The 15172-nt window shown below is 70.6% G+C and carries 15 protein-coding genes; 10 read left to right on the top strand and 5 right to left on the bottom strand.

Annotated elements, in window-relative coordinates:
* Nucleotides 1–3: 3 nt before the first annotated feature.
* The 3 genes from D8S75_RS00395 to D8S75_RS00385 all read right to left on the bottom strand — a co-directional run bounded on the left by D8S75_RS00395 (nt 4) and on the right by D8S75_RS00385 (nt 2263).
* Nucleotides 4–588, bottom strand: coding sequence for an NAD(P)H-dependent oxidoreductase (locus D8S75_RS00395; RefSeq protein ID WP_119963956.1), 585 nt, complete (start codon nt 586–588; stop codon nt 4–6).
* Nucleotides 589–647: 59 nt separating this feature from the next.
* Nucleotides 648–1775 carry an HD-GYP domain-containing protein gene (locus D8S75_RS00390; protein ID WP_119963955.1) on the bottom strand — a complete coding sequence of 376 codons (1128 nt, stop codon included), beginning with the start codon at nt 1773–1775 and terminating at the stop codon, nt 648–650.
* A 104-nt stretch (nt 1776–1879) separates the two neighbouring features.
* Complete coding sequence (locus D8S75_RS00385; protein ID WP_119963954.1) at nt 1880–2263, bottom strand: MerR family transcriptional regulator; 384 nt, start codon at nt 2261–2263, stop codon at nt 1880–1882.
* 123 nt (nt 2264–2386) lie between these two features.
* Here D8S75_RS00385 and otnI point away from each other — a divergent pair, with 123 nt between their 5' ends.
* The 5 genes from otnI to D8S75_RS00360 all read left to right on the top strand — a co-directional run bounded on the left by otnI (nt 2387) and on the right by D8S75_RS00360 (nt 9165).
* On the top strand, nt 2387–3208 hold the full coding sequence (gene otnI / locus D8S75_RS00380; protein WP_119964362.1) for a 2-oxo-tetronate isomerase: 822 nt from the start codon (nt 2387–2389) through the stop codon (nt 3206–3208).
* 111 nt (nt 3209–3319) lie between these two features.
* On the top strand, nt 3320–5350 hold the full coding sequence (locus tag D8S75_RS00375; protein ID WP_119963953.1) for a methyl-accepting chemotaxis protein: 2031 nt from the start codon (nt 3320–3322) through the stop codon (nt 5348–5350).
* A 132-nt stretch (nt 5351–5482) separates the two neighbouring features.
* Entirely contained in the window at nt 5483–6697 is a 1215-nt protein-coding gene (locus tag D8S75_RS00370; protein ID WP_119963952.1) for a GGDEF domain-containing protein, read from the top strand.
* Nucleotides 6698–6833: 136 nt separating this feature from the next.
* A complete protein-coding gene (locus D8S75_RS00365; protein WP_119963951.1) occupies nt 6834–8300 on the top strand; it encodes a M20 family metallopeptidase in 1467 nt (488 codons plus the stop codon).
* A 4-nt stretch (nt 8301–8304) separates the two neighbouring features.
* Nucleotides 8305–9165, top strand: a complete 861-nt coding sequence (locus D8S75_RS00360; protein WP_119963950.1) for an alpha/beta hydrolase — start codon at nt 8305–8307, stop codon at nt 9163–9165.
* 76 nt (nt 9166–9241) lie between these two features.
* Here D8S75_RS00360 and D8S75_RS17830 read toward each other — a convergent pair whose 3' ends face one another.
* Both D8S75_RS17830 and D8S75_RS00350 read right to left on the bottom strand, forming a co-directional pair.
* Nucleotides 9242–10168: a sensor domain-containing diguanylate cyclase gene (locus tag D8S75_RS17830; protein ID WP_119964361.1), complete on the bottom strand. Its 927-nt coding sequence runs from the start codon at nt 10166–10168 to the stop codon at nt 9242–9244.
* 51 nt (nt 10169–10219) lie between these two features.
* Nucleotides 10220–11401 carry an MFS transporter gene (locus D8S75_RS00350; RefSeq protein WP_119963949.1) on the bottom strand — a complete coding sequence of 394 codons (1182 nt, stop codon included), beginning with the start codon at nt 11399–11401 and terminating at the stop codon, nt 10220–10222.
* A gap of 197 nt (nt 11402–11598) precedes the next feature.
* On the opposite strand from D8S75_RS00350, the gene ubiU reads away from it, so the two are divergent.
* The 5 genes from ubiU (at nt 11599) to D8S75_RS00325 (ending at nt 15169) form a co-directional block, all read left to right on the top strand.
* On the top strand, nt 11599–12654 hold the full coding sequence (gene ubiU, locus D8S75_RS00345; protein WP_119963948.1) for a ubiquinone anaerobic biosynthesis protein UbiU: 1056 nt from the start codon (nt 11599–11601) through the stop codon (nt 12652–12654).
* Between the two features lie 8 nt (nt 12655–12662).
* Nucleotides 12663–13574 carry a U32 family peptidase gene (locus D8S75_RS00340; protein ID WP_119964360.1) on the top strand — a complete coding sequence of 304 codons (912 nt, stop codon included), beginning with the start codon at nt 12663–12665 and terminating at the stop codon, nt 13572–13574.
* Between the two features lie 122 nt (nt 13575–13696).
* The gene (ubiT, locus tag D8S75_RS00335; protein ID WP_119963947.1) at nt 13697–14203 is read left to right on the top strand and encodes a ubiquinone anaerobic biosynthesis accessory factor UbiT; all 507 of its coding nucleotides are present in this window, start codon (nt 13697–13699) and stop codon (nt 14201–14203) included.
* Nucleotides 14200–14592: a putative zinc-binding protein gene (locus D8S75_RS00330; protein ID WP_119963946.1), complete on the top strand. Its 393-nt coding sequence runs from the start codon at nt 14200–14202 to the stop codon at nt 14590–14592. Before ubiT ends, D8S75_RS00330 begins: the two co-directional genes overlap by 4 nt.
* On the top strand, nt 14585–15169 hold the full coding sequence (locus D8S75_RS00325) for a UbiX family flavin prenyltransferase (protein ID WP_119963945.1): 585 nt from the start codon (nt 14585–14587) through the stop codon (nt 15167–15169). The genes D8S75_RS00330 and D8S75_RS00325 overlap by 8 nt, the downstream gene beginning before the upstream one ends.
* Nucleotides 15170–15172: the final 3 nt, after the last annotated feature.

Below are 15172 nucleotides of genomic sequence, written 5' to 3'. Positions count from 1 at the left end.
TGCTCATCTCCCCTGGCGCAGCCCCTGCGCGCGGGCCTGCGCCAGCCAGCGCGCGCGGCGCGCGCTGTCGGCGCCGCGCACCGGCCCGAAGCCGTGCACGCGCACGGGCCGGATACCGCTGAACTCCAGGATGGTCTTGCGCATCTGGCGGTGGCCCGGCATGTGCTGCACCCAGCGGTAGTACCAGGGCGGCGAGTCCATGGTCACCAGCAGTTCGGCCGAACGGCCCGCCAGCAGCTTGTCCCAGAGGGACGAGCCCGGGCGGTACTTGAAGGCGAAGCCGGGCAGGAACACCCGGTCGATGAAGCCCTTGAGCAGCGCCGGCATGGCGCCCCACCAGGTGGGATAGACCCAGACCAGGTGTCCGGCCCAGGTGATCTGCGCCTGGGCATCCCGCAGGGCGGGTTCCAGCGGCTGCTCGCCCTGGTAGCCCGCGTGCAGCAGCGGATCGAACGCGAGCTGCCCGAGCGCGAGCAGCCGCACCTCGGCCCCGGCGGCGCGCGCGCCTTCGATGTAGGACTGCGCCAGCCCCGCGCACAGGCTGCCGGCGGACGGATGGCCCAGGATGACCAGGATGCGTTGCGCCACGTGAACTCCTCGGGAAGGTTGCGATGGAGGCCATCGTCACCTTGCCCCGCGGGGCAGAGTCAAGCGCCCTGGCTGCCCCAGGATTTGTTGACCATGCTGCGAAAGCGCAGGCTGATCTCGGGATGCAGCGCGGATGCGATGGCGCAATCGGGGTCGGTGCTGTCGATCGCGCAGGGTTTTTCCATAGGCTGGTCGCCGTTGGCGGCGATCAGCATCAGTTCGGGCTGCCCGGGGCGGTCGGGCAGGTGGCGGGTCACCACCGCCATGTCGCCATTGGCCAGGCGCACGATGCTGCCGGCGTGGCAGGGACCGAAGCTGGTGGCGACCGCTTCCACTTGCGAGGGGTCGTACCAGGTGCCGGCATGCAGGCGCAGGTCGTCCAGGATGGCCATGCCCAGCTTGCGGTCCCGGTAGGGGCGGGGGCGCACCATGGCGGCGAAGCCGTCGGCCACCGCCATCAGGGCGCCCGCGGTGTGCCGGCCCAGGAAGATGCCGCGCGGGTATCCACTGCCATCGATGTGTTCATGGTGGTCCTGCACCGCCTGCAGCCACAGCGCGTCGCGCACGCCCAGCGCGCCCAGCATGCGCACGCCCTGGTCCGGGTGCTCCCGCACCACCTGGCGCTGCTCCTCGTCCAGCGAGGCCGCCTGCCCCAGCGCCTGCCGCAGGGCCAGGGCACCGATGTCGTGCGACAACGCCGCCGCCGACAGGGAGACGCGGTCGGCATCGCTCCAGCCCCGCAGCCGGGACAGCACGCTGACCACGATGGCGACCAGGACATGGTGCAGCACGGAGTAGGGATGGTGGTGGTCCAGGTAGGCCTGCGCCAGCGCGGCGTTGAAGTCTTCGTCGCAGCAGCCGATGACGGTCTGGGCCAGCCTCTGGACCTTGAAGGGGAACGACGGCAGCCCCTGGCCTGCCGCCAGCGTGCTTTCCATTTGCGTCACGGTGTCCGCGAGCGCGGCCATGCGCTGGAAGACCGGCTCGATCCGGCGCGGGCTCCTGCCCTGGGGCGTGGCCGCGAGCTTGAACCCGGCTTCCTGCAGGCGCTCCACGCTGTCTTCGCGGCACACGGTGGAGCCGCGCCCCAGCAGCAACTGGCCCTCTTCGTCGAAGATGTCCACGCGCGTGGGCAGCCCCACCTGCACATCGTGCGGGTCCACACGAACAAGCTGGGCAGCGGTCATGGCCGGATTGTGGACCGGATGGGGAGGCCACGGGGAATAAATTCAAGGCCGCCGGGGCCGGCTCCCAGGGGCACGCGCCCCATGAGCGGATCGTGGACAGGTCTTCAGGCCGCCGCGCAGGACAGCGGCGTGGCTGGCGCGGCCCGGGTATCGCAGGCGTGCAGCTCGGCCTCCAACGCGGCGAGCTGGCGCTCCAGCGCCCGCAGGCGCTCGCGCTCGCGGGCCACGGCGGCGCGGCGCCGGGCCACCAGTGCCGCCATGCGCGCCCAGCCCTCGGCCGTGTGCAATGTGTCCAGGCCGTCCAGATCGGCGAGCCGGAAGCCCAGCGCCAGCGCCTGGCGGATGAGTTGCACGCGCGCCACGTCGGCCTCGCCGTACTGGCGGTAGCTGCCCGCGCGCGCCACCGCGCCGAGCAGGCCGCGCGCCTCGTACAGGCGCAGGGCCTTGGGGGTGGTGCCGGTGCGGTGGGCCAGTTCTCCGATGCGCATGCGGTTTCTTCCGGGAATGATTTGCTATTGAAATAATAGCTTATGGCGCTTATTGGTAAAGCGCTGCAGGCTATTTTGATATATTTTCTGCTTTCCCTGCCCGCGCCGCGCGCGCTCCACGCCATGCCCCAGTTCGCCGCCAATCTGAGCCTGATGTACACCGAGCTGCCGTTCCTGGAGCGCTTCGCCGCCGCCGCGCGCGATGGCTTCACGGCGGTGGAATACCTGTTTCCCTACGCCTTCGAGCCCGCCGAGCTGGCCGCCCGGCTGCGTGGCAACGGCCTGCGCCAGGTGCTGTTCAATGCGCCGCCCGGCGGCCTGGAACGGGCCACCATGGCGGGCGCCTGGGAGCAGGGCGCGCGCGGCACGGCCGCGCTGCCCGGGCGCGAGGCCGAGTTCCGCGCTGGCGTGCTGGAAGCCCTGCGCTACGCCGAGGCGCTGGACTGCCCGCGCATCCACCTCATGGCGGGCTGCGTCCTCGAGGGGGCCGAGCGCGCCGCGCTGCGCGCGGGCTACGTGGACAGCCTGCGCTGGGCCGCCGAGCAGGCCGGACGCCACGGGCGCGAGGTGCTCATCGAGCCCATCAACCCGCGCGACATGCCCGGCTATGTGCTCAACCGCCAGGACGAGGCGCACGCGCTGCTCGACGCCGTCGGCTCGCCCCACCTGAAGGTGCAGATGGACCTGTACCACTGCCAGATCGTCGAGGGCGACGTGGCCGCCAAGCTGCGCCAGTACCTGCCCACGGGCCGCGTGGCGCACCTGCAGATCGCCGGCGTGCCCGAGCGCCACGAGCCCGACCGGGGCGAACTCCATTACCCCTATCTCTTCGGGGTCATTGACGCGCTGGGCTACACCGGCTGGATCGGTTGCGAATACCGGCCCGCGGCGGGCACCACGGCCGGCCTGGGCTGGCGCGATCGGGCGCTCGCGGCCGGGACTTGATACGCGAGACTGCGTAAGGGAATTCGTGAATCGATGTAACAGGGGAACTGGCTTAGAGTGATTGACGTTACGGAAGCCTCCGTATGGTTTTTTGACGTCAGGAGATTCCCCATGACCGCATCCGCTGCCAACAACCGATCGGTCGCGCGCCGTGTCACCCTTCTGGCCATCGCCCTGGTGGCCCTGGTGCTGGTGCTCGTGGGCCTGGCGATTTCCGCGCTCACGGCCAGCAGCACCCGCTCCCAGGTGGCGCGCAGCGTGGGCGACACGGCGCAGAGCGTGGCGCAGTCGCTCGACGCGGCCGACGCCACCAACCGCGAGCTGGTGCAGCTCGCCATGAAGGGCTTCCAGCGCTACTTCGAGGCCACCATGCAGCTCGACGAGGGTACGGGCGAGCTGCGCAGCTATGGCGCCCTGGTCAACGAGGACACCAGCTCGGTCGACAAGTTCGCCCTCGAAACCGGCGGCATCGCCGCCGTGTTCGCGCGCAAGGGCAATGATTTCGTGCGCGTCACCACCTCGGTCAAGGATGCGGAAGGCAAGCGCCCGTTCGGCACCCTGCTGGAGGCCGGCGCCGCGCTGGAGAAGGCGCGCAAGGGCGAGCCGCACGTGGGCCGCCTGGTGGTGGCGGGCAAGCCCTACATGGGCTACTACCTGCCTTCCAAGGATGCCTCGGGCAAGGTGGTGGCCCTGCTGTTCATCGGCAGCGACATCAGCGTGTTCGAGGGCATGTTCGAGAAGCAGGTGGCGCAGACCAAGTTCTTCGAAAGCGGCGGTGCCTATGTGATCGATCCGCACGGGGGGCTGGACCAGGCCGTGTTCGTGGCCCATCCCACGGCGCGCGGCAAGAAGGTGCTGGAGGCCTATCCGCAGTCGCGTGCCTTCTTCGAGGCCCTGGCTGCCGCGCCCGACGGCTTCGTGCGCGATGCCGCCAGCGTGCTCGGCGGTGCGAGCTCCGACCCCTGGGCCCTGGTGCGCAAGACCCAGGCCGATGGCTGGTGGGTGGTGGCCGAGGTGCCCGACAGCGAGGCCCTGGCCAGCCAGTTCAAGGTGATGCTGGCCGTGTGGGGCATGATGGCCGTGGCCGTGGCCCTGCTGGCCGCCGGCATCTTCGTGATGCTGCGCCGCAGCGTGAGCGAGCCGCTGCGCCACCTCACCCACGCCATCACCCTGGTGGCCCAGGGCGACCTGACGCAGGCCTTCCACACCACGCAGCGCGACGAAATCGGCGCGCTGGTGCACGAGGTCGAGGCCATGCGCCAGCGTTATCTGCAAATGCTGCAACAGGTGCGCACGGCGGTGGACAGCATCACCACCGCCAGCGCCGAGATCGCCAGCGGCAACCAGGACCTGTCCGGCCGCACCGAGCAGACCGCCAGCAGCCTGGCCGAAACCGCGCAGAGCATGGAGCAGCTCACCGCCACGGTGCGCCAGTCGGCCGACGCGGCGCGCCAGGCCAACCAGCTCGCCGGCTCGGCCGCCGAGGTGGCGGCGCGCGGCGGCCGGGTGGTGGGCGAGGTGGTGACCACCATGGGCGACATCAACCAGAGTTCGCGCCGCATCGCCGACATCATCGGCGTGATCGACGGCATCGCCTTCCAGACCAACATCCTGGCGCTCAACGCCGCCGTGGAAGCGGCGCGCGCGGGCGAGCAGGGCCGGGGCTTCGCCGTGGTGGCCAGCGAGGTGCGCAGCCTGGCCGGGCGCAGCGCCGAGGCGGCGCGCGAGATCAAGCAGCTCATCGGTGCCTCGGTCGAGAAGGTGGAGGCCGGCGCGCGCCTGGTGCAGAACGCCGGCACCACCATGGACGAGATCGTCGGCTCGGTGCACCGGGTGGGCGACATCATCGGCGAGATCACGGCGGCCTCGTCCGAGCAGTCCGACGGCATCGGCCAGGTGAACCAGGCCGTGAACCAGCTCGACCAGATGACGCAGCAGAACGCCGCCCTGGTGGAGCAGTCCGCCGCCGCCGCGCAAAGCCTGCGCGACCAGGCCCAGCGCCTGGTGGGCGCGGTGCAGGTGTTCAAGCTCGGCGGCGACGGCGTGGCGGCCCATGCGGCGCCGGAGCTGCCGGGCGCGCCCGAGGCCGGGCGGGTGGCGGCGCCGGCCGCCAAGGGCTTGATGCGCCGCCTGGCGGGCTGATTTGCGCCTCGCGGCCACGGCCTTTGCGGGGCAACGTGCCCCATGAAAAGATCTTGAACAGGTTCTGATGGGCCCGGCGCTGCCGGGACCATGGGGTATCCTGGGAGCACATCCACTGCCCCTGCCTTCGCCATGGTTGCCGACATTCCAACCCTGTTGATGATGATCACCATCGCGTCGGTGGTGATGGCCGGAAGCATGGTCACGGTCGCCGGTGGCGGCCACCGGGACGGGATGGGCCTGTGGGGGGTGGGCCTGTGCCTCAACGCCCTGGCCTATGTGCTGCTGGTGCTGCGCGGCCTGATCCCCGATGCCGTGTCCATCCTGCTGGGCAATGCGCTGGCATCGGCCACCCTGTCCTGCCTGCATGCCGCCGTGCTGCGCTTCCAGCACCGGCCCTTGCGCTGGCACCTGCTGCTGGCGCCGCCGGCCGTGCTGACCTGCGTGCTCGCGCTGAACCTGCAGGATTTCGGGGCGCGCATCCTGTGGGCCAATGCCGTCATGGCGCTGCAGATGGGCGCTGTCGTCGGGGTGCTGTTCGAGCGGCGCCGCGCCGCGGGCAGCCGGGGCGCGCTGATGGTGATGGCGGGCCTGGGCCTGGGGTTCGTGGTGCTGCTGGCGCGTGCCGCCTGGGGCGCGGCGGGCATGCCCACCGGCCAGGGCCTGCTGCAGCCGGGAGGCATCGCGGGGCTGTCCTTCATGCTCCTGTTCGTGGTACTGCTGGTCGCCTCGTTCGGTTTCGTCTTCATGTCCAAGGACCGCGCCGACGAGGTCAACCGCCGCCTGGCGGCGCTGGACGAACTCACGGGCGTGGCCAACCGCCGGTCCATCATCGCCGCGCTGGACCGTGACGTGGGCCGTGCCATCCGCACCCGCGAGCCGCTGGCTGTGATGATGGTGGACATCGATTTCTTCAAGCATGTCAACGACACGCACGGCCACCTGGCGGGCGACCGGGTGCTGCGCAACGTGGCGGATGTGATCCGCAGCCGCATCCGTGCGCAGGACATCGTGGGCCGCTACGGCGGCGAGGAGTTCCTCGTGGTGCTGGTCGATACCTCGGCGCAGGGCGCGCGGCGGCTGGCGGAGCAGTTGCGCGAAGCGGTGCAGGCCGCGTCCTGCCACTGGGGGGCGCACCGCCTGGCGGTCACCGTCAGCATCGGCGTGTTCGGTGGCCGGATGGAGCCGGGCGACAGCTGGGACCAGCTCATCCACGCCGCCGACAGCGCCCTCTACCGCGCCAAGCAGGGCGGCCGCAACCGCGTGGAGTTGGCGCCCGCGCTGGAGCGCCCGACGCGCGCGGGCCTGGCCGCGCAGGGCCCCGAGACCTTCCCTTCCACACACTGAAGTGAAACGACCCCCTGTGCCGCTTCGCTCCGGCACCTTGCTCTGGTATCGCTGAAGCGCTTGCGCGCGGCGCCGTGGCGGCGCCTCCGCGCTTGTGATGCAATGCGGGTTTCGATGCCACGCGAGGAGCCCGCCGATGAACGCCCCCATTCCTTCCCATGTCCTGCAGCCCGCGCAGGCGCTGGACCGCCTGAGCCAGGTGTGGGACGAGCGCATCGTGCCCCAGCTCACCGACTACATCCGCATTCCCGCCAAGTCGCCGATGTTCGAGCCCGGCTGGGAGGGCGCGGGCCTGCTCGACACCGTGGTGCGCAACGCCGCTGACTGGGTGCTGGCCCAGCAGGTGGCCGGGCTCACCGCCGAGGTGGTGCGCCTGCCGGGGCGCACGCCGGTGCTGTTCTTCGAGATTGCCGCCACCCGCCCTGCCAGCCCGCAGACGGTGCTGATGTACGGCCACCTGGACAAGCAGCCCGAGTTTTCCGGCTGGCGCGCCGACCTCGGCCCCTGGACGCCCAAGATGGAGGACGGCAAGCTCTACGGCCGGGGCGGCGCCGATGACGGCTATGCCGTGTACGCCAGCATCGCCGCCGTACAGGAGCTGCAGCGCCAGGGCGTGCCGCACCCGCGCATCGTCGGCCTGATCGAGACCAGCGAGGAAAGCGGCTCGCGCGACCTGCTGCCCTACATCGACGCGCTGAAAACCCGTCTGGGCGAGGTGGCGCTCGTCGTGTGCCTCGATTCGGGCGCGGGCAATTACGACCAGCTCTGGCTCACCACCAGCCTGCGCGGCATGGCCAGCGGCACACTGAAGGTGGAGATCCTCACCGAGGGCATCCACTCGGGCGACGCCTCGGGCCTGGTGCCCTCGTCCTTCCGCATCATGCGCCAGGTGCTCGACCGGCTGGAGGATTCAGCCACCGGCCGCCTGCTGCCTGCCAGCTTCCACTGCGAAGTGCCGGCCGAACGGCTGGCGCAGGCGCGCGCCACGGCCGCCATCCTGGGCGAGGAAATCTACCGGCGCTTCCCCTGGGCGCACCACGACTGCGGCGGCTCCACCATCGTCGCCCTGCCCACCACCACCGACCCGGTGCAGGCCCTGCTCAAGCGCACCTGGGAGCCCACGCTCAGCGTGACCGGCGCCGAGGGCTTCCCGGCCCTGCAGGACGCCGGCAACGTGCTGCGCCCCTACACCGCCTTCAAGCTCAGCCTGCGCCTGCCGCCGCTGGTGGACGCCGCTGCTTGCGTGCAGGAGATGAAGGCGCTGCTCGAAGACAACGCCCCCTACCAGGCCAAGGTGACCTGGGAGAGCGCCAGCGGCGCCAACGGCTGGAACGCGCCCGATACCGCGCCCTGGTTCGCCCAGGCGCTCGATGCCGCCAGCCAGGCGCATTTCGGCGCGCCCTGTGGCTTCATCGGCCAGGGTGGCACCATTCCACTGATGGGCATGCTGAGCCAGGGCTTCCCGAAGGCGCAGATGATGGTCTGCGGCGTGCTCGGCCCCAAGAGCAACGCCCACGGCCCCAACGAATTCCTGCACGTGCCCTACGCCAAGAAGCTCACCGCCGCCGTGGCGCACATCATCGCCAGCCTGCCCTCCGCCTGATGCCATGTCCCATTCCGCCGACTTCGCACTGACCACCTTCACCGCCAGCGATGGCGAGAACCTCGCCGCCTACCACTGGCCGCTGGACGAGCGCCGCCCTCCGCGCGGCACCGTGCTGCTGGTGCACGGCCTGGGTGAATACGCGGGCCGCTACCACCATGTGGCGCAGCGCCTCAACGACTGGGGTTTCGCGGTGCGTGCCTACGACCACTATGGCCATGGCCGCTCGGCCGGTCCGCGCGGCGGGCTCAACCACGACATGCGGCTGCTCGACGACCTGGCCGACATGGTGGAGAGCGCCCGCGTGCACACGCCCAAGGGCCTGCCGCTGGTGCTGCTGGGCCACAGCATGGGCGGGCTGCTGGCGGCGCGCTTCGTCGCCATGCACCTGGGCGTGGTTGATGCGCTGGTGCTCTCGTCGCCCGCGTTCGACCCGGGCCTGGGCGCGGTGCAGAAGCTCCTGCTGGCCACCCTGCCGCGCCTGCTGCCCAACCTGCGCGTGGGCAACGGGCTGGATGCGCGCTACCTCTCGCACGACCCGGCCGTGGTGGCGGCCTACCAGAAAGACCCGCTGTGCCATGACCGCATCAGCGCGCGCCTGGCGCGCTTCATCGCCGAGGGCGGCCCGGCCACCGTGGCGCGCGCCGCGCACTGGCGCCTGCCCACGCTGCTGATGTGGGCCGGCGAGGACCGGCTGGTCAACCCGGCCGGCAGCCGCGCCTTCGCCGCAGCGGCGCCCGACAGCGTGGTGCAGTCGCGCTGCTTCGAGGGCCTGTACCACGAGCTGTTCAACGAGCAGGACGCCACGCCCGTGTTCGAGGTGCTGCAGCGCTGGCTGGACCACCATGTGCCAGCCCGGCGCTGATGGTTTTAGGTATTTTTGGCCACTAGACCAATGAATACAAGCGCTGGCAGCTATTGATTCAGTAGCGTCCGGCCGGTCAGGGGCTCTTCGCGGCGTACATCCGCGCGTCGGCGCTCTTCCAGGCCCCCGGCAGCCCGCTGCCGGGCGTGCGGCTGGCCAGACCCACGCTGGCCGGGACCAGATGCTCCGCCAGGATCTGGCGGGTGCGCTCCAGCAGTGCCTGGGCTCCCGCGGGGTCGCATTCCACGGCCAGGATGCCGAACTCGTCGCCCCCGAGGCGGGCCACGATGTCGGACTCCCGCGCCGCCTTGCGCAGCGCCAGGGCGGCCTGCGCGATCAGGGCGTCGCCCGCGGCATGGCCGGCGCTGTCGTTGACCTGCTTGAGCCCGTCGAGGTCGATCACCAGCACCGCGGCCGGGTGGCCGTAACGGCGGCAGCGGTCCTCCTCCCGGGCCAGGTGCTCGTCCCAGGCGCGCCGGTTGGCCAGCTGGGTCTGGGCGTCGGTGTTGGCCTCCAGCGCCAGGCGTTCGCTGCGGCGCGCCTCTTGGGCCAGCCGCAATTCGGCCTGGAGCACGCTGCTGAGCAGGGTGCCCAGCAGCTCGATCAGGCTCTGTTCCTGCGCCAGCGCCGCGGGCTGGCGCGCCGGATCGATGCCGCACAGCGTGCCGAACAGGCTTCCGTCGGCCTGGACGAGCGGCACGCCCACGTAAGCCTGGATGGGAATCTGCAGGTTGATGGGGGCGTCCCGGTAGGCCGGGACGGCCTGCGCGTCCGGGGCGACACGCGGGCCGTGGCCCCGGACCATTTCCAGGCAGAAGGAGTCGGCCCAGCGCAGCACCGTGCCGGGCGCCACGCCGTAGCCATGGTCCTCGGCCTGCAGCACGATCCAGTCGTCGCCCTCGGTGCGCGTGACCATCCACAGGCCGAAGCCGAGCCGCTGGTGCAGGAAGGCCAGCACGGCACGGCAGGCCGCCTCGAAATCGTGGGTCGGAAGCGTTGGCATGGTGGGCGCATTGTGGGTGGTTTTGCCCGCGCCTGCCAATCCGGGATGGCGCTATGCGGCGGCAGCCGCGCGCCGCCGCAGGCCCAGCCAGGCCAGCGCCATGCCCAGGGCGGCGATGGGCGCGAGCGAGCCCCAGTTGAGCAGCGCCCAGCCCTGCGTGGTCACCAGCGCGCCCGAGGCGAAGGAGGTCAGCGCCATGGTGGCGAAAACGCAGAAGTTGATGGCTGCCTGCGCGCGGTCCTTTTCCTCGGGGCGGTAGGCCTGCAGGGCCAGCGTGGTGCTGCCGGTGAACAGGAAGTTCCAGCCCACGCCGAGCAGGAACAGCGCCACGCCGAAGTGGTGCAGGTCCACGCCCGCCAGCGCCACGGCCACGCAGGCCAGGTTGAGCAGCACGCCCGCGCCCATGACGGGCAGTACGCCCAGGCGCTTGATCAGGTGGCCGGTGAAGAAGCCGGGCGCGAACATGCCGATCACATGCCATTCGAGCACCAGCGCGGCGTCGTCGAAGCTGTAGCCGCACACCTGCATGGCCAGCGGCGTGGCCGCCATCAGCAGGTTCATCACGCCATAGCCCAGGGCCGCGCCCAGCGCCGCGACGGCGAAGGCCGGCTCGCGCAGCAGCGCGCGCAGGGGCCGGCCCGCAGGCGGCGTGCCCGCGCCCGGGCTGGTGGCGGGGGCTGGCGCGAAGCGGATCAAGGCCATCAGCGCCATGGACAGCAGGGCCACGCCCACCAGCGCCACGTAGGCGCCCGCGAAGGGCACGGCCAGCAGCGTGCGCGTGGCGCTGGCCAGGTTGGGGCCGGCCACGGCGCCCAGCAGGCCGCCGGCCAGCACCAGCGACACCGCCTTCTCGCGGAAGGCCGGCGCGGCCAGCTCGGCGGCGGCGAAGCGGTAGAGCTGGCCGTTGGCGCTGTAGTAGCCCGCCACCACGGTGGCGGCGCACAGCAGCCAGAAGCTGCCCGCGAACGCGGCCCCCGCGCACAGCGCGGCCGAGAGCGCGGCCACGGCCAGGCCGATCTGGAACGAGGCCTTGCGCCCCCAGCGGGCCTGGCTGCGCGCCACCAGCGGCGTGGACAGGGCGCCGCCCACCACGTAGCCCATGACGGGCAGCGTGGCCATCCACCCTTGCGGCGCCAGCTGCAGGCCGACGAGCCCGTTGATGGCGATGAAGACCACGTTGTTGGTCAGGAAAAGCCCTTGGCACAGGGCGAGCAGCCACAGGTTCTTGTTCATGGTATGTGCACGCATTGTCGGGGGTTTTGGGCGCCTGGCGGGCAGGGCTTCGCATGAAAAACCATGCCCGATTCAGGGTGTCTGGCATTGCCAGCGATCTTGATAAATGTCAGGACATGGGTATTTCGCGAGGCGTATCGTTGCGCGCTTGCGATGGCGCCCGTCTGTGCGCCCGCGTCAGAACTCCCCCACACCGCATGCAAACCCTGACCCCCACGCCCGATGCGGCGGTGCCTGACAGCGCTGCCGCACCCTTTGAACTGGTCTGCCCCGCAGGCAGCCTGCCCGCGCTCAAGGCTGCCGTGGACAACGGCGCCAGCTGCGTCTACCTGGGCCTGCGCGACGCGACCAACGCGCGCAACTTCGCCGGCCTCAATTTCGACGAGGCGGCCATCGCCAATGGCATCCAGTATGCGCACGAGCGCGGCTGCAAGGTGTTCATGGCGCTCAACACCTATCCGCAGGCCGCCAACCCCGCGCCCTGGCGCGCGGCCATGGACAAGGCCGTGGACCTGGGCATGGACGCGGTCATCCTGGCCGACCCAGGCCTGATGCAGTACGGCGCGCAGCACCACCCGAAGCTGCGCCTGCACCTGTCGGTGCAGGGCTCGGCCACCAGCGCCGACGCCATCAACTTCTACCGCGAGCAGTTCGGCATCGTGCGCGCGGTGCTGCCGCGCGTGCTGTCCACCGAGCAGGTGCAGCGCGTGATCGACGCCACGCCGGTCGAGATCGAGGTGTTCGGCTTCGGCAGCCTGTGCGTGATGGTCGAGGGCCGCTGCGCGCTCTCGTCCTATGTGACGGGCGAGTCGCCCAACACCCACGGCGTGTGCTCGCCCGCCAAGTCGGTGCGCTGGCAGGAAACCCCCAAGGGGCTGGAATCGCGCCTGGGTGGCGTGCTGATCGACCGTTACGCCCCCGGAGAGAACGCCGGCTACCCCACGCTGTGCAAGGGCCGCTTCGACGTGGGCGAGGACGAGAACTACTACGCCATCGAGGAGCCCACCAGCCTCAACACGCTCGAACTGCTGCCAAAACTCATGAAAATGGGCGTGCGCGCCGTCAAGATCGAGGGCCGCCAGCGCAGCCCCGCCTACGTGGCCCAGGTCACCAAGGTCTGGCGCGACGCCATCGACAACTGCCTGGCCGACCCGCTGCGCTACGCCCCCAAGACCGCCTGGATGGCCAGCCTCGACCAGGTCGCCGAAGGCCAGCAGCACACCCTGGGCGCCTACCACCGCCCCTGGAAATGAAGAACATGATCAAGCTCTCTTTGGGTGCGCCGCAGTACTACTGGTCGCGCCAGACCTATTTCGACTTCTACCAGGCCATCGCGGCCTCCCCGGTGGACATCGTCTACCTCGGCGAGACCGTCTGCTCGCGCCGCAAGGAGCTGCGCCTGCAGGACTGGCTCGACATCGCCGAGCTGATGCGCGCATCCGGCAAGGAGGCCGTGCTGTCCACGCAGGTGCTGCTCGAATCGGGCGTGGAAGTGAGCACCATGCACAAGGTGACGAACAATACGGACTACCTTGTGGAGGCCAATGACATGGGCGCCGTGCAGCGCATGGCCTCGGCCAAGCGCCCCTTCGTGGGCGGCCTGCACCTGAACATCTACAACCAGCCCGCGCTGCAGTGGCTTGCCTCGCTGGGCGCCACGCGCTGGGTGGCGCCGCTGGAGATGAAGCACCAGGACCTCACCGCCCTGATCCAGAACGGCCCGCAGAACCTGCAGACCGAGGTGTTCGCCTATGGACGCATGGCGCTGGCTTTTTCGGCGCGCTGCTTCACCGCGCGCCAGCGCAACCTGCCCAAGGACGATTGCCAGTTCAGTTGTCTGGACCACCCCGATGGCCTGATGCTCAAGACGCGCGAGAGCGAGGAATTCCTCGTGCTCAACGGCATCCAGACGCAGTCGGCCCGCGTGCACAACCTCATCGACGAGCTGCCGCGCATGCAGGCCATGGGCGTGGCCGTGGCGCGCATCAGCCCGCAGGCCCAGCACACGGGCGAGATCGTGGCCTTGTTCGATGCCGTGCGCAAAGGCTCCCTGGACCCGCGCGAGGCCCGCGCACGGTTGCAGCCCCTCATGCCCGAGCAAAGTTGCAACGGCTACTGGCACGGCCAGCCCGGCCTGGACCTGGTGGAGTCGCAGGCCCTGGCCACGGCCTGATCCGGGCCCGCAGGCCCCACGCTGGCCGTGGGACTTGCCAGGAGGCCTTCAACGCTGTCCAATCGAGAAACCACGGCCCCTGCCGGCCCCCGCGCCGGCAGCACCATGCCCACAGGAACGCCATGAACCACACTCCCCCCGCGCCCTTCACCCTGCCTTCCCCCCTGGCCGCGCTGACGTCGCGCCTGCCGGCCTTCCCCGGCTCCCTGCTGCTGGTCACGGCGCTCAACCTGGGCGTCGCGCGCCAGTTGCCGCGCGACGTGGGCGAGATGCTGCTGAACAAGCGCCTGCGCATCCATGTGCGCGACGCGCGCGTCACCTTCGACTTCACCTGGACCGGCGGCGCCTTCGCGCCGCGCGCGCGCCATGCCGAAACCGACCTCTGCATCAGCGCCAGCGCGCACGACTTCCTGCTGCTGGCCCAGCGCCAGCAGGACCCGGACACGCTGTTCTTCAACCGCCGCCTGGTCATGGAAGGCGACACCGAACTCGGCCTGGTGGTGAAGAACACGCTCGACGCGCTGGAACTGCCCGTGCTCGACCTGCAGCAATGGACCCCGCGCCAGGTACTGGCCCGCCTGTCCGCGCTGCGCCCCGGCATGGGGGCCACGCCGGGGACGCAGCCATGAGCGCGCCCGCCGACCCCCTGCCGCTGGTCTATTCCTGCTCGGGCTGCTCCAGCGCAGCGCAGCTGGCCAACCACGTGGCCGTGCGCATGGACCGCAAGGGTGTCGCCGAAATGTCGTGCATCGCCGGCGTTGGGGGCGATGTGCCCAAGCTGGTCCGGCTGGCACAGTCGGGGCGGCCCATCATCGCGCTCGATGGCTGCCCGCTGGTGTGCGTCCAAAGCTCGCTGGCGCGCCATGGCATCACCCCCGAACGGCACTACCAGTTGCACGAATACGGGGTGAAGAAGCGCAACCACCAGGATTTCGATCCCCAGGAGGCCGCCGAGGTGCTCGCGCGCATCGAGACCGACCTGCAGGAACACCCCCTGGCGGTCCCCTCCCATGCCTGAAGCGCGCCGCATCGTCGTTGGCATCTCCGGGGCCAGCGGCGCGGTGTACGGCGTGCGCCTGCTGCAGGTGCTGCAAGGCTGCGCGGGCATCGAAACGCACCTGGTCGTGTCCGACGCCGGCTGGCGCAATCTGCGCCACGAAACCGGCATGGAGCCGGCCGCCGTCGAGGCGCTGGCGCACACCGTGCACGACGCGCGCAACATCGGCGCCACCATCGCCAGCGGTTCGTTCCAGAGCGCGGGCATGGTGATCGCCCCGTGCTCCATGCGCACGCTGGCGGCCGTGGCGCACGGCCTGTCGGACAACCTGCTCACGCGCGCGGCCGACGTGGTGCTCAAGGAGCGCCGCCGCCTGGTGCTGCTGGCGCGCGAAACGCCGCTGCACCTGGGGCACCTGCGCAACATGGTCAGCGTCACCGAGATGGGCGCCATCGTCTGCCCGCCCGTGCCGGCCTTCTACCTGCGGCCGCAGAGCGTGGCCGACATCGTGGACCACGGCGTGGCGCGCGTGCTCGACCTGCTGGAGGTGAAGCATCCGCTGGCGGCCCGCTGGGAAGGGCTGGCGCCGGGCGGGTGAATG

Origin of the sequence: Simplicispira lacusdiani, assembly GCF_003604195.1 — a bacterium.
In the GTDB taxonomy this organism is placed as follows: Bacteria; Pseudomonadota; Gammaproteobacteria; order Burkholderiales; family Burkholderiaceae_C; genus Simplicispira; species Simplicispira lacusdiani.
This window is presented reverse-complemented; position numbering and strand designations above follow the sequence as displayed.

Coding starts and splice junctions, on each gene's coding strand:
- D8S75_RS00390 (WP_119963955.1), bottom strand. CDS start 1,775: ATGACCGCTGCCCAGCTTGTTCGTGTGGACCCGCACGATGTGCAGGTG.
- D8S75_RS00385 (WP_119963954.1), bottom strand. CDS start 2,263: ATGCGCATCGGAGAACTGGCCCACCGCACCGGCACCACCCCCAAGGCC.
- otnI (WP_119964362.1), top strand. CDS start 2,387: ATGCCCCAGTTCGCCGCCAATCTGAGCCTGATGTACACCGAGCTGCCG.
- D8S75_RS00375 (WP_119963953.1), top strand. CDS start 3,320: ATGACCGCATCCGCTGCCAACAACCGATCGGTCGCGCGCCGTGTCACC.
- D8S75_RS00370 (WP_119963952.1), top strand. CDS start 5,483: ATGGTTGCCGACATTCCAACCCTGTTGATGATGATCACCATCGCGTCG.
- D8S75_RS00365 (WP_119963951.1), top strand. CDS start 6,834: ATGAACGCCCCCATTCCTTCCCATGTCCTGCAGCCCGCGCAGGCGCTG.
- D8S75_RS00360 (WP_119963950.1), top strand. CDS start 8,305: ATGTCCCATTCCGCCGACTTCGCACTGACCACCTTCACCGCCAGCGAT.
- D8S75_RS17830 (WP_119964361.1), bottom strand. CDS start 10,168: ATGCCAACGCTTCCGACCCACGATTTCGAGGCGGCCTGCCGTGCCGTG.
- D8S75_RS00350 (WP_119963949.1), bottom strand. CDS start 11,401: ATGAACAAGAACCTGTGGCTGCTCGCCCTGTGCCAAGGGCTTTTCCTG.
- ubiU (WP_119963948.1), top strand. CDS start 11,599: ATGCAAACCCTGACCCCCACGCCCGATGCGGCGGTGCCTGACAGCGCT.
- ubiT (WP_119963947.1), top strand. CDS start 13,697: ATGAACCACACTCCCCCCGCGCCCTTCACCCTGCCTTCCCCCCTGGCC.
- D8S75_RS00330 (WP_119963946.1), top strand. CDS start 14,200: ATGAGCGCGCCCGCCGACCCCCTGCCGCTGGTCTATTCCTGCTCGGGC.
- D8S75_RS00325 (WP_119963945.1), top strand. CDS start 14,585: ATGCCTGAAGCGCGCCGCATCGTCGTTGGCATCTCCGGGGCCAGCGGC.